We start from the raw sequence: 13,101 nt of genomic DNA, 5'->3' as shown, positions 1-13,101 counted from the left end.
GCCGGGTGCGTCAGGGAAGAAGCGGCCGAGAATCCGGCAGCCCCGCTGCCCGCAGGACTGCTCGTCCTTCTCTACTGCGGGCGCGCGCCCGACGGGGAGGCTGGCCGGACCCCGACGCGTCGGAAAGGACCAGGAATGACCGTCGAACGGACCGTGCAAGCCGGGCCCGGAGGGCTTCCGGCCCCCGGCGACCACGCGCTCTTCGAGACCATGGAGGCCGATGTCCGGCTCTACTGCCGGAAGTTCCCGGTCGTCTTCGAACGGGCCAAGGGCGCGGAGCTGTACGCCGAGGACGGCCGGGCCTTCCTGGACTTCTTCTGCGGCGCCGGCGCCCTCAACTACGGCCACAACCCCGACCACGTCAAGGACCGGCTGACCGCCTACCTCGCCGCCGACGGCGTCAGCCACGGCCTGGACATGTTCACCGTCGCCAAGCGGGAGTTCCTGGCCCGGATGGACGAGGTGCTGCTGCGCCCGCGCGGCCTCGACCACAAGGTCCAGTTCACCGGGCCGACCGGTACCGACGCGGTGGAGGCCGCCCTCAAACTGGCCCGCAAGGCCACCGGGCGCCGCGGGCTGGTCGCCTTCACCGGCGGCTTCCACGGCATGTCGCAGGGCTCGCTGGCGGTCACCGGCAGCCGGCGGGCCCGGCGGGCCGGCGGCGTCCCCGCCCAGGACGTCACCTTCGTCCCGTACGAGGACGGCCCGCACGGCGCGTTCGACTCGATCGACTACCTGGAGCGGCTGCTCGCCGACCCGTCCTCCGGAACGGACCTCCCGGCGGCCGTGATCGTCGAGCCGCTCCAGATGGAGGGCGGCGTCTACCCGGCCTCGGCGCACTGGCTGCGCCGGCTGCGGGAACTGACGGACCGGCACGGGATCCTGCTGATCGCCGACGAGATCCAGTCCGGCTGCGGACGGACCGGCACCTTCTTCGCCTTCGAGCCGTCCGGCATCGTCCCGGACCTGATCACCCTCTCCAAGTCGATCGGCGGGTACGGCCTGCCGCTCTCCCTGGTGCTGCTGCGGCGCGACCTCGACTGCTGGGAGCCGGGCGAGCACACCGGGACCTTCCGCGGCAACCAGCTCGCCTTCGTCGCGGCCACGGCGGCCTGGGACTACTGGGAGCGCCCGGAGTTCCACGACGCGCTGGCCGACTCCGCCGAGCGGCTGCGCGAGTTCGGCGAGACCGTCGCCGCCAAGGTGCCCGGCGTCACGGCGCGCGGCCGGGGCATGGTGCTCGGCCTCGACCTCGGACGGGCCGGCGGCCCCGAGCGGGCGGAGCGCGTCCAGCGGTACTGCTTCGAGCACGGGCTGATCGTCGAACTCGCGGGCCGCCACGACGAGGTGGTGAAGCTGCTCCCGCCGCTGGTGATCGACCGGGCCGGGCTGGAGCGCGGCCTCGCGGTCGTGCTCGACGCGGTGGTGGCCGGATGAGCGCCGCGACCGGCCGCCGGCACCTGATCTCGATCGACGACCTCACCGACGCCGAGCTGTACGAACTGGTCCGCCGGGGCGCCGAGTTCGCCGCCGGCAAGGCCGAGGACGCGCGCCCGCTGCACGACCGCGTGGTCGGCATCCTCTTCCGCAGGACCTCGACCAGGACCAGGACGGCCTTCTCGGCCGGCGCCCTCAGGCTCGGCGGCCGGATCATCGGCTACGGCCCCGACGACCTCCAGGAGAACACCGGCGAGACCGTCGAGGACACCGCCCGGGTGCTGTCCGGGATGCTCGACGTCCTCGTCGCCCGGACGTCCGGCCCCGAGGCGGAGATGCGGGCGATGGCCGACCAGCGGCGGATGGCGGTGATCAACGCGATGAGCGCCGAGGAGCACCCGACCCAGGCGCTCGCCGACCTCACCACCCTGCAGGGCCACTTCGGCCGGGTCGACGGGCTGCGCGTGCTCTACGCGGGCGAGGGCAACAACACCGCCTCCGCGCTGACCCTCGCCCTGTCCCGCTACCCCGGCACCGAACTCCACCTGCGCACCCCGCCCGGCTACGGCGTCCACCCCCGCTACGTGGAACCGGCGACCGCCGAGGCCGCCCGCCGGGGCGGCCGGGTCGAGCAGCGGCACGACATGGCCGACCTGCCCGAGGTCGACGTCGTCTACACCACCCGCTGGCAGACCACCGGCACCAGCAAGCCCGACCCGGACTGGCGCTCGGTGTTCGAGCCCTTCCGGGTCGACGACGCCGTCCTGGCCGCGAGCCGCGCCCCGGTCTTCCTGCACGACCTGCCCGCCCACCGGGGGGAGGAGGTCACCGCCGAGGTGCTCGACGGCCCGCGCAGCCTGGCCTTCCGGCAGGCCGAGAACAAGTACCACAGCGCCCGGGCCGTCCTGGAGTGGTGCACGGGCGGGAACGGCTGAGCAGGCCGGGCCGAGGGCGGCGGTCACGGTGCCGTGCGAGGGTCACCGGGCCGGGGGCGGCGCGACGGTCACCGGGCCGCGCGCCGCCGGTCACGGCCGGCGGCGGTCCGGGGCGAGCTCCGCCGCCAGCCGGCAGAGCGCCGCCCGGTCCGGCGTCCCGGTCTTCTGGACCAGGCTCGCCAGGTGCTTCTCCACCGTGCGGGGCGAGATCGACAGCCGCCGGGCGAGGTCCTGGTTGCCGGGCCGGTCCACGAGCAGCGCCAGCACCTCGTACTCGCGCGGGGTGACCCCCCGCTCCCGCAGCGCGGCGGGGATCCGCTCCCGTCCGATGCGGCGCTGCCCGACGCTCGCGCCGGCCTGCCGGAGCAGCGCCCGGCAGGCACCCGCGACGGACGGGACGTCCAGGCCGTGGAAGTACTCCTCGGCGCTCCGCAGCCAGCTCACCGGGTCGCCCCAGCCGTCGGCCAGCGCGGCCTCGGAGACCAGCCGCAGGCCCAGCCGGTGGGCGGTCGGGAAGAGGTCGGCGCCCGGCGCGAGGTCCTCGACCAGCGCGGCCGCCTCCTCGCCCCGGCCGCTCCGGCCGAGCAGCACCGCCCGGGCCAGGCACAGGAAGCGGCCGTTCCACGCCAGTTCCGCACCCGGGGCGGCGGCCAGGGCCGCGTACTCCTCCCACCCCGCCCGGCCGGCCAGCACGGCGAGCAGCGGATCCAGGCCGTACCGGCCGGACAGGTAGAAGACGTTCGGGTGCCGGGCCTCCCACTCGGCGGTGGCGGCGAGTTCGGCCTCGGCGCCCGCCCGGTCCTCCTCCAGCAGCGCGCAGACCGCCCGGCACAGCCCGAGCGCCACCGGGGTCAGCACCGACCCCATGCCGCCGGCCTGCCGGAACAGCTCCAGCTCGCGCTCCATCTCCCGGCGGCGGCCGCGGTGGGCGGCGAGCGTCGCCGAGGTCAGCCGCAGGTAGCGGTGGGTGGCCAGGTTGCCCATCCGCAGGCTGGTGTCCAGCCACCGCTCGACGATCGCCCCGGCCGTCACCGGGTCGCCGCGCAGCACCGCGTTCATCGCCAGCAGGCTCTCCGTGTGCTGGGTGCGCGCGATCGAGCCCAGCTCCCGGGCGGCCTCCCCGGCCTGCTCCAGCCGGCGGGCGTCGCCGGTGCGCAGGAAGGCGTTGGCGCCCAGCCGGAGCAGCGCCTCGAACCGCCAGGTGGGCAGGCCGTGGGTCTCGGCGACGGCCAGCATCCGCTCCAGGCACGCGTCGGCCGCGTCGAAGCCGCGCTCTCGCGCGAGCAGGGCGAGCAGCTGCAGCGCCTGGCAGGCCAGGACGGGCGGCCCGGTGCGCTCCGCCGCCTCGGCCGTCTCCCGCGCGATCCGCTCGGCGTCGTCCACCCGGTCCTGCCGGCCGGGCAGCAGCGCCAGGTGGCCCTCGACCACGGCCAGCGCGGCGGTCTGCTCCGGCGGCGCCCCGTCGCCCAGCAGCGCCCGGGCCGCCGCGACCTGGGCGACGGTGTCGGAGCCCCGCTCGGCCACCACGGCCGCCCAGGCCAGCCGGGTGCGCAGGGCGACCTCGCGCTCGGGGCTCAGCGCCGCCGCGCAGCCCGTCGGCAGGGCGTCGGCCAGGGCGAGGGCGTGGTCCAGCCGGCCGGCCTCGACCAGCGCGTACCCCAGCGACTCGGTGACGGCCGTCCGGTCCGCCGGCGCCGCCAGCTCCGAGGCCCGCTCCAGGAGCCGGACGGCCGACGCGGAGGCGCCGTCGGCCAGCGCCCGCCGGCCCGCCTCGGCGTAGAGCAGCGCCGCACCGGGGTGGTCGCCGGCCGTGACGAGCAGCTGGGCGACCAGCTGACCCTGGTCGACCGAGTAGGGCGGACCGGCCTTGCGCAGCGCGGAGGCGGCCCGGCGGGCGAGCGCGGCCCGCTCCGCCGGGGCGACGCTCTCCAGCACCGCCTGCGCGGCGATGGCGTGGCGGAAGCCGTACCCCTCGGGCGTGCCGGGGTCGGGCGCGATGAAGCCCGCCTCGGCGGCGGCGCGCAGGTGGGCGAACAGGCGCGGGTCGTCGTCGCCGGTGACGAGCTGGAGGGTGTCGGCGGAGAACCGGGGACCGAGGGTCGCCGCCAGCAGCAGCAACTCCCGGACGGGCGTGGCCAGTCGGCCGAGACGGTGGCCGCAGCCGTGGACCACGCTGGCCGGCACGGTCGCGGCGAGGTCGCCGGTCACCCGCCAGCGGTCGCCGTCCTGGCGCAGGGTGTCCGAGCCGACCAGCTCGGCCAGCAACTCCTCGGCCAGGTACGGGTTCCCGCCGCTGCGCCCGCCCAGCCACCCGACCAGGGCGGGCGGCACCGCGCCGACCGGCACGCCCAGGCAGCCCGCGGTCAGCGCTCCGACCTCGGCGGTGGTCAGTGGCGGCAGCGAGGCGACCGACGCGACCCGGCGCCGCTCGGCCGCGCGCACCAGGTCCAGCGCGTCGCCGGACTCCGGCCGCAGGGTCGCGACCAGCAGCACCGGCACCCGGTCGAGGTGGTCGACCAGGTACTCCAGCACGCCGACGGTCTCGGCGTCCGCGTCGTGCAGGTCCTCCAGGGCCAGCACGCAGCCCGGCGCGCGGCCGGAGCCCGGACCGGGCCCACCGTCCGACGCGCCGCCCGACGTGCTGTCCGACCTGCCGTCCGACCCGCCGTCCGGCACGGGGCCGGACACCCGGCCGACGACCGCGAGCAGGCGCAGCAGCGCCTCGGCGAGCTCCACCACGCTCTCGGCGTGACCGGGCACCGCCGCGGACCGCCACTCGGGAACCACCCTGGCCAGGGCCGGCCGGTAGGGGATCAGCTCCGGGTCCCCGGGCGGCCCGCCGGCGTGGAAGCACGAGTAGAGCGCCTCGACCAGCGGGCGGAACGGCGTGTCCGCCCCGGTCGTGCTGCTGCGCCCGCGCAGCACCGGCAGTCCGGCCGCGAGGGCCCGGTCGGCGCAGTCGTCGACCAGCCGGGACTTGCCGATGCCGCCTTCGCCGACCAGGAACACCGAACACCCGACGCCGTCCTGAAGGCGGGTCAGGGCTCTTCGGAGCAGGGAGGTCTCGGCCGCCCGGCCGACGGTCACCGGTGATGTGGTGGGCATGGGCGGCAGGTTATTGGCTGGCCGCGGGCTCCGGTAGAGCGGAATCGGGCATTCACCGCCCCGATCGACCGGACCGTCCTCCCGGATCGGGCCGGCCCCGGGGTGGTGAACGCCCGGGCCCGGGCTACTCCTCGTGGTAGCTCATCGTCGTCCAGGGGTCCCCGGTCTCCAGGAGCCGGCCCTCGCCGCCGCCCAGCAGCGCGGAGCGGCGGGCGAGCCCGCTGCCCGGGTGGAGCCTGATCCCGCCGGCCGGGTGGTCGGCGGCCACGTCCTCGTGCCCGTCGGACCGCTTCCACCGGCGGACCGCCTCCGGCGCGGGCGTTCCGGCGGACTGCCCGACGGCCGGTCCGCCCGCGGCGGGCGTGGTGTCGACGAGCGGTCTTGCCAGGGTGTCGGTTCGGTTCACGGCGTTCGCCCTTTCCCTATTCGCGGATCACGGCGCCCGTGCGGGCGGCCGCGTCGTGCTCGGCACCGACCGGTGGCAGCACCGGGGCCGTACGGTCGGCGAAGCCGAGCCGCAGCAGTCCGTTGCCGATCCCGGCCAGGCCGAAGAGCAGGCCCGGGACCACGAGGCCGCCGGGGGTGCCACAGACCGGCCCGGTGCGCGCGAGCGCGTCCACCAGGGCCGCCGAACGGCCGGCCCACGCCCGGCGGGCGGCCGCGCCGGGAGCCCGGCCCAGCAGCTCCAGCACCCCTGTCTCGCCGTGGCACAGGCTGTGGTCGGGCCGCGGACCGGCCGCCACGGCCGCCCGCACGGCGGAGCCGGCCCAGTCGGCGAGCGCCGGGTCGGCCGTCGCGGCCCCGCTGTCGACCAGCGCGAGCGCGATGCCGGGCGCGCCCTCGCACCAGGAGGCGCCGAGCGCCGGAGCCCGGGTGGACGAGCGCAGCGCGGCCAGGCCCGCACGCCGGTGGCCGTCGTCGCCGGCCGCCCGGGCGAACGCCAGCAGTGCCCAGCCGACCCCGGCCGACCCGGCGGCCAGGCCCGGCCCGGCGGCCAGGCCCGGCCCGGTGGGCGGCGACCGGTCGAACCCGCCGCGTGAGCCGGTGTCTCCGGTGCCTTCGGTGCCTTCGGTGCCTCGGGGGTCGTCGAGTCCGTCGGGCCCGTCGAACAGGTCGTGGAGGCGCGCCGCGCAGAGCCGCGCGCCCGTCCACGCCGCCGTGCTGCCGGTGGCCCGGTGCACCGCGAGCAGGGTCGCGAGCCCGCCGGCCGTGCCGTCGGCCAGACCGGCCGGCTCCTCCGCCTCGGCGGCGGCCGCGGTGAGCCGGACGGCCGGCTCGACCAGGTCGAGCAGCTCGCGGTCGTCCAGCAGGGCGGCCAGCTGCGCCAGGGCCCAGGTGAGTCCGCCCAGCCCGGCCCAGGCTCCCGAGCCGACCAGCGGCAGGTCCGCCGGCCGGGCCGCCAGCCGCTCCAGCAGCGCCGGCACCGGCTGCAGCGCGCGGCGGGCCACGTCGGCGTAGCGGGCTTCGCCGGTGAGCGAGGCGAGCCGGGCGAGGAACAGGGCCGGTCCGGGGTAGCCGCCGCCGAGGTCGGCGCCGGCGGGTGCGAGTCGCCAGTACCGGTCGGCGATCAGGTCGAGCCCGAGCCAGTTCGCCCGCTCCGCCGACCGGTGGGCGCCGTCGACCAGCCGGTCGCCGAGGACCCGGGCGGCGGCGAGCAGCCGCGCGGGGTCCGGTGCGGGAACGTCGGACGGTTCCTCCGGTGGCCCGTCGGACGGGCACGGCCGGCCGGACCGCCGTGCTGCGCCGGGTGGTTGAGGTCCGCCGGACCGCCGTGGTGCGCCGGGTGGCTGCGGTCCGCCGGACCGCCGTGGTGCGCCGGGTGGCTGCGGTCCGCCGGGCGTATGGGCGGGGCGGGTGGACCGGGCCGCCATCGCCGCCCGGACGATCCACTCCTGCCCGGCCGGGTCGGCCGCGCCCGGCGCCGCGAGCCGTTCCGTCACCCGGTCGAGGCCGGGGCGCTCCAGGGCGTCGAGGAAGCGCTCGCCCCGGCCGCTGCACAGCTCGGTCCGGCCCGGGCGGGTGGTGAACAACGGCACGTCGCCGTCGCGCAGTTCGGCGATCTCCTCGTCGAGCAGCCGGGCCGTTCCCGGGCGGGCGGACTCGCCCGTGCCCAGGGTCCGCAGCAGGGCCTCCCGGTGCTCCGCGTCGCGCAGCACGTCGGGGTGGGTCGACTCGTCGAGCAGGGTCGCGTACTCCTCGGTGGCGCGCACCACGACCCGCACCTCGTCGTCCGTGAAGGCGCTCAGCAGTCCGGCCGGGCCGGTGAGGTCGGCGCGGCCGGCGGCGAGCGCGCGGCGGCCCGCGCGGAAGCCCGCCAGCAGGGCGTCCAGGTGGTCGGCGGGGTCGGTGTCGGTGCCGCCGAGTCTGGGGCGGTTCTCCGCGCCGGTGAACTCGGCCGCCCCGCGCACCAGCCGCATCTCGTCGGTTCCGGCCGCCGCCCACCGCACCGCGTCGCTCGGCGAGCCCGCGCCGGCGTCGCCGCCGAGGCCGGAGGCGTCCAGGGCCCGGACGTCGCCGAGGACCAGCCGCGGCAGCAGGCCGGTGCGGTGCACCGAGGCCTGCAGCGCGAGTGCCGCCGGGTCGGCGCGGTGCGGATCGTCGTCGGGCAGCTCGGGGTCGGCCGGGGCGGGCGGGTGGAAGAGGGTCTCCAGGTCGACCGGCACCGGGTGCTCCCCGCAGGCGATCAGGTTCCCCGCGTGCTGGTCGGTGCCGTCCAGGGCGTGCAGCAGGGCGAGCCAGGCGCCTTGGCGGACGTAGAACCGCTCCACCTCGGCGGGTTCCGCGCAGGCACGCCGCTCGATGAACTCCAGCCAGCCGTACCCCGGCCGTTCGAGCAGGGCAGGGGTCCGCAGGCCGGGCGTACCGGGCTGCGCGTTGAACCAGTCGACGACGGCGCCGACGTGCCGGTGGACGGCGGTCGGTCTGGGCCGGTACACCAGTCGCGCGCCACCGGCGAAGCGCAGCAGCGCGACGGCGCGGCCGCCCCGGTGTCCGTCCCCGGCCCCGCGCCGGACCGCCACCAGCGGTCCGGGAGCGGCGTCGCGGAGCAGGGGGGCGGCCAGGGCCGGGCGGTCCGCGGCGAAGCGGGCCAGCAGTTCGGCGAAGGCGTCGGCGGCGGCCAGGCAGGTCCGGCCCAGGATCCCCGCCAGCACCGGGTATTCGCGGAACAGCGTGAGCAGCCCTTCCCGCGTCGCCGTCCGCAGGACGAAGTTGCGGAAGCGCTCGGCCGGGGTGGCACCCGCCGAAGCCCCGGTCACCCTGGCCACGTTGAGTTCCAGGACGAGCGTTCGGGCGGCCTGCCGGGCCAGCGTGTCGGTGAGCCCGGCGACGAACTCCGCCCGCACGGCGGGCAGATCGACCACGGCCGGGGGCAGGTCCGCCGGCAGGCGGGTGGCGGCCGCCAGGGCCAGCGGTGACACGACGGTCCGGAAGCCGGTGAGGCCCGGCAGGTCCCCGGCCGGCACGACCGGTGCCGGTGCCGTGTTCAGCGCCTGCTCGACGAACACCGCCCAGGCCGGTGCGGCCGTCCGGACCCGGTCCTGCTCCGGCACCCCGGGCAGCCACCAATCAGCGGATCCGGAACCGGAGTTCGCCGCTTCGGAAACCGTCGCAGTCACAGGGACGAGGGTGGCACCGCATGGAGGATTCCACAAGGGCGTGATCGTCGGGTGGAGGTCCGGTGTGCGGACCGGGAGTCCGCACGCCCGCGTGCCGGCCCGGCGCGCGGGCTCAGGGGAAGTACAGCGAGGCCTTCGTCAGGACGTGTGAGGTGAACATCCCGCCCCACGCGGCCCGCCCCCGGTACACGGTCGTCCGGGCGGGCCCCGTCGCCGCCGTCTCCACCACGACCGGCCGGGCGATCAGATCGGTGCCGAGCACCCGTCCGTCCGCGGCGGCCCACTGCACCGCGGACGGGTGGACCCGGTCGCTGATCAGGGCGGGCAGGACCATCGCCGCGTTGCGGACGCCGGCCAGGCCGCTCCGGAGGTCCTTCGCGTAGCCCAGCGCCCAGCCGGTGAACTCGGCCAGCGAGGCGCCGTCGACCTCGGGGACGGCGGCGGCGAGGACGAACAGTTCGACCTTGGTGGCGAACCAGCGCGCCTTGCGGTCCGACCTGCTGCCGATCACCACCCGGTGGCCGGGCCGGCCGGTCCCGTTGATGCGGCAGCCGTCGGCGGCCAGGCGTTCGCGGAGTGCTTCCAGGTAGCGGGCGGCCGCATCGGCCGAGGACGCACCGTCGGTCTGATCATGGGTCATGCGGGGATCCTCCGGCACCGGTGCGGAAACGGGAAGCCCTCGGAGCGCCCCGACCTGCCCGGGGCCTGCCCGGGTACGGCTGCTGACCTGCCGAGGACCGGCCGGCGACCGGATCCGCGGGCCCCGCCGCGCCGTGCGCCGGGCCCGTCCGGGTACTGGCGGTGATCCGCCTCGCGGACGATGATGACGCGATGCCGTCCCCGCCCGGTCCGGATCCACGCCTTCGGAAGGTGCCATGCTGAACCTGTCGGTCCTGTTGGAGGACTCCGCCCGTACCCACCCGGACCGCGACGCGGTGGTGCTCGGCCCGACGCGGCTGACCTACGCCCAGGTCGACGCCGCCGCGAACCGGGTCGCCAACCTGCTGGTGGAGCGCGGGATCCGGCCCGGTGACCGGGTGGCGCTGAGCTGCCCGAACCTGCCGCAGTTCCCGGTCGTCTACTACGGCATCCTCAAGGCCGGCGGGGTCGTCGTCCCGCTGAACATCCTGCTGAAGTCGCGCGAGGTGGCCTACCACCTGCGCGACGCCGAGGTGAAGGCCTACTTCTGCTTCGAGGGGACGCGGGACCTGGCCATCGGCGAGGAGGGCCGGAAGGCCTTCGACGAGGTCGGGAGCTGCGAGACCTTCTTCCTGATCACCGCCGATCCGGCCGCCCCCTCGCCGATCGCCGGGGCGCAGACCCTGGGCGCGGCGCTCGCCGGGGCGTCCCCGGTGTTCGACCCGGTGGCCACCGAGGCGACCGACACCGCGATCATCCTCTACACCTCGGGCACCACGGGTCAGCCCAAGGGCGCCGAACTCTCCCACGCCAACACGGTGATGAACGTGCTGGCCTGCAACCGGACGTTCCGGAGCACGCCGGCCACGGACAGCCACGTCCTGTGCCTGCCGCTGTTCCACACCTTCGGCTCCACCGTCCAGATGCACACCGGCTTCTCGACGGCCGCGACCCTGCACCTGGTGCCGCGCTTCGACGCGGACGAGGTGGTCCGGCTGATGAGCACCGAGGAGATCACCTTCTTCGCCGGTGTCCCGACCATGTGGTGGGCCCTGCTGGGCGCGCTCACCGACACCGTCGACGTGGACCGGATCGCCCGCAACCTGCGCATCGGCGTGTCCGGCGGCGCCCCGCTGCCGGTGGAACTGCTGGGCCGGATCGAGGAACGGCTCGGCATCCGGGTGCTGGAGGGCTACGGCCTCTCCGAGACCTCGCCGGTGGTGACCTTCTCCGACCCGGAGCGGGAACCGCGCCCCGGGTCCGTCGGCGTGCCGATCTGGGGCGTCGAGGTCAAGCTGATCCACGCCGACTGGTCGGAGGTCACCGAGCCGGGCGCCGTCGGCGAGGTCGTGGTGAAGGGCCACGGCGTCATGAAGGGCTACTTCAACCGGCCCGAGGCCACCGCCGAGGCGATCAGGGACGGGTGGTTCCGCACCGGTGACCTGGCCCGCCGGGACGAGGAGGGCTTCTACTACATCGTCGACCGGGCCAAGGACATGATCATCCGGGGCGGCTTCAACGTGTACCCGCGCGAGGTCGAGGAGGTGCTGATGACGCACCCCGCGGTCGGCCTGGCCGCAGTGGTCGGCGTGCCGCACGAGAGCCACGGCGAGGAGGTCAAGGCGTTCGTCATCCTGAAGTCCGGGGCCGGCGCCGCCCCCGGGGAACTGGTCGCCTGGGGCAGGGAGCAGATGGCCGGCCACAAGTACCCGCGCATCGTGGAGATCGTCGACAGCCTGCCGATGACCGCCACCGGCAAGATCCTCAAACGCGAACTCGGGTGACCGGCGGACCGGATGACGTCGGGCCCCAGGTCCTGTCCGGACTAGGGCTTGTCTGACAATTCGCGTCGCATCAGCGCGCGGCGTTGGGCGCCCGGCTGGGCGTGCCGCCGGAGCGTCCTCGTACTGGACGTACTTGGACGATTCGGCGGTGCGTCCAGCCGGGATGCCCGGCGTCGTGCGCGCGGCGGGAATTGTCAGACAAGCCCTAGGCGGGGAAGCCGTCGATGAAGGCCTCCAGGCCGCCGGCCAGGTCCAGGGCCTCAAGCTCGGCGTCGTAGTCGACCCACCACACCACCGGTACCGCGGGCGCGAGTTCGTGCAGCGCCGTGTAGATGACGGTGAGCGGCGCGGAGTGCGGTTCGCGGTCCTCGAAGGAGAAGGCGCCGTGCCGCAGGTTGTAGGACAGCTCCGCCCAGCGGCCGGGCTCGACCTCGGCGTGGATCTCCAGGAAGTTCTCGAACGCGCCGCTCACCGTGGCGTCCGGCCAGTGGCGGCGGACGCAGTCCTTCAGCTGCTCGCCGGTGAAGGTCCACGGGCCGGCCTGTTCGCGGTCGGCGCTGACGTAGAAGGCGGATCCCACGGGGTGTTCTCGCTTCTCTCGGTGGTGCGGGTCGGATGCCGTGCGGGTCGGGTGCGGGCCAGGTCGGCTGCGGGGCGGCTGCCGGTGAGGTCCGGCCGCTCGGTCACGGTGGCCGTCACGGTCACGGGCGACCGTCAGGGTCACGGTACGACGCGGACGTTCCCGGTGACGCCCGTGGCGGTCATCAGGCCCTGGACGTACGAGCTGGCCTTCCCGTCGTTGGTGATGAGTTCCAGGTGGTTGACCTTGGTGCGGGGGTCGTTCAGCGCCGACGCGTACTTGTCGAGCTTCTTGGCCTCGCCGTCCATGGTGTTCTCGTACACGAAGTCGAAGACGCCGTCGGCGTTGTCCAGCCGGAACGGGGACTTGCAGCTCTTCTGCTGGCCGATGTACTTGGCGTCGATCGCCGCGCCGTCCTCGGGGCGCACGCCGTCGGCGTCCATGCCCAGTTCGCGGCCGGTCTCCGGGTCGGTCACCGTGGTGTACAGCCGGTACTCGGTCGATCCGGCGACCCGGACCTGGTAGGCCCGGCGCGCGTCGATCTTGGGGTCGCCCTTCACGGAGGGGCCGAGCGCCTGGAAGGTCCGGCCGTCCTGCTGCATCTGCGTCATCCACGTCCGGACAGCGGCCTGGTCCTGTGGCGACAACGCCGGGAAGGGACTGTTCGGGTCACGCGGCAGCGGCGGCATGCCGGGGGTGACCGTGAACGGCGGCGGCGTGGGGGCCGACCGTGGCACGCCCCCGGGCCGGAGCCCGGGCGGCTCGCATCGGGGCTGGTGACGGGCCTTCTCGGGGTGTTCACGTCGTGCACGCGGATCATCCGCGAAAGCCCCCACGAAAGCTCCCGTGGAACTCCCGCCGGGGCCCGCGCGGACGCCCCCGCCGGTTCCCCGCCGGTTCCCCTGCGGAGGAACCCCGCGCGCGTGCGCGAACGACGGACCCCGCCCGGCCCCTACCCTACCCCGGGAACCGAACGGCCCCGCGCGGTAGCCCACGGAACAGCC

Annotated in this window: 9 protein-coding genes; 3 read left to right on the top strand and 6 right to left on the bottom strand. The window is 75.8% G+C overall.

What is annotated here, in order from left to right; all coding sequences use genetic code 11:
- Window positions 1–135: 135 nt before the first annotated feature.
- Both ectB and ACFV04_RS15675 read left to right on the top strand, forming a co-directional pair.
- Entirely contained in the window at window positions 136–1,437 is a 1,302-nt protein-coding gene (gene ectB, locus ACFV04_RS15680; RefSeq protein ID WP_380529468.1) for a diaminobutyrate--2-oxoglutarate transaminase, read from the top strand.
- A complete protein-coding gene (locus ACFV04_RS15675) occupies window positions 1,434–2,372 on the top strand; it encodes an ornithine carbamoyltransferase (protein WP_380529466.1) in 939 nt (312 codons plus the stop codon). The genes ectB and ACFV04_RS15675 overlap by 4 nt, the downstream gene beginning before the upstream one ends.
- 90 nt (window positions 2,373–2,462) lie before the next feature.
- Here ACFV04_RS15675 and ACFV04_RS15670 read toward each other — a convergent pair whose 3' ends face one another.
- From ACFV04_RS15670 to ACFV04_RS15655, 4 genes are all read right to left on the bottom strand, one after another.
- A complete protein-coding gene (locus tag ACFV04_RS15670; protein ID WP_380529464.1) occupies window positions 2,463–5,477 on the bottom strand; it encodes an AAA family ATPase in 3,015 nt (1,004 codons plus the stop codon).
- A 124-nt stretch (window positions 5,478–5,601) separates the two neighbouring features.
- Window positions 5,602–5,883 (bottom strand): hypothetical protein, encoded by a 282-nt coding sequence (locus tag ACFV04_RS15665; RefSeq protein ID WP_380348628.1) that lies wholly within the window; start codon window positions 5,881–5,883, stop codon window positions 5,602–5,604.
- Between the two features lie 16 nt (window positions 5,884–5,899).
- Complete coding sequence (locus ACFV04_RS15660; RefSeq protein ID WP_380529462.1) at window positions 5,900–9,094, bottom strand: type 2 lanthipeptide synthetase LanM family protein; 3,195 nt, start codon at window positions 9,092–9,094, stop codon at window positions 5,900–5,902.
- Window positions 9,095–9,206: 112 nt separating this feature from the next.
- Window positions 9,207–9,734: a hypothetical protein gene (locus ACFV04_RS15655; RefSeq protein WP_380348631.1), complete on the bottom strand. Its 528-nt coding sequence runs from the start codon at window positions 9,732–9,734 to the stop codon at window positions 9,207–9,209.
- A 235-nt stretch (window positions 9,735–9,969) separates the two neighbouring features.
- Here ACFV04_RS15655 and ACFV04_RS15650 point away from each other — a divergent pair, with 235 nt between their 5' ends.
- Window positions 9,970–11,517, top strand: a complete 1,548-nt coding sequence (locus ACFV04_RS15650) for a long-chain fatty acid--CoA ligase (protein WP_380529460.1) — start codon at window positions 9,970–9,972, stop codon at window positions 11,515–11,517.
- 205 nt (window positions 11,518–11,722) lie between these two features.
- Here the strand turns inward: ACFV04_RS15650 and ACFV04_RS15645 are convergent, their stop codons facing one another.
- Together ACFV04_RS15645 and ACFV04_RS15640 are read right to left on the bottom strand one after the other, a co-directional pair.
- Window positions 11,723–12,097 (bottom strand): hypothetical protein, encoded by a 375-nt coding sequence (locus tag ACFV04_RS15645; RefSeq protein WP_380348635.1) that lies wholly within the window; start codon window positions 12,095–12,097, stop codon window positions 11,723–11,725.
- Between the two features lie 140 nt (window positions 12,098–12,237).
- On the bottom strand, window positions 12,238–12,708 hold the full coding sequence (locus tag ACFV04_RS15640) for a restriction endonuclease fold toxin-2 domain-containing protein (protein ID WP_380529458.1): 471 nt from the start codon (window positions 12,706–12,708) through the stop codon (window positions 12,238–12,240).
- Between the last annotated feature and the right edge of the window lie 393 nt (window positions 12,709–13,101).

The organism is Kitasatospora sp. NPDC059599, from assembly GCF_042735125.1.
GTDB lineage: Bacteria > Actinomycetota > Actinomycetes > Streptomycetales > Streptomycetaceae > Kitasatospora.
Note: the sequence above shows the minus strand (reverse complement) of the source record. Positions and strands in the feature narration are given on the sequence as shown.

Coding starts and splice junctions, on each gene's coding strand:
- ectB (WP_380529468.1), top strand. CDS start 136: ATGACCGTCGAACGGACCGTGCAAGCCGGGCCCGGAGGGCTTCCGGCC.
- ACFV04_RS15675 (WP_380529466.1), top strand. CDS start 1,434: ATGAGCGCCGCGACCGGCCGCCGGCACCTGATCTCGATCGACGACCTC.
- ACFV04_RS15670 (WP_380529464.1), bottom strand. CDS start 5,477: ATGCCCACCACATCACCGGTGACCGTCGGCCGGGCGGCCGAGACCTCC.
- ACFV04_RS15655 (WP_380348631.1), bottom strand. CDS start 9,734: ATGACCCATGATCAGACCGACGGTGCGTCCTCGGCCGATGCGGCCGCC.
- ACFV04_RS15650 (WP_380529460.1), top strand. CDS start 9,970: ATGCTGAACCTGTCGGTCCTGTTGGAGGACTCCGCCCGTACCCACCCG.
- ACFV04_RS15640 (WP_380529458.1), bottom strand. CDS start 12,708: ATGACGCAGATGCAGCAGGACGGCCGGACCTTCCAGGCGCTCGGCCCC.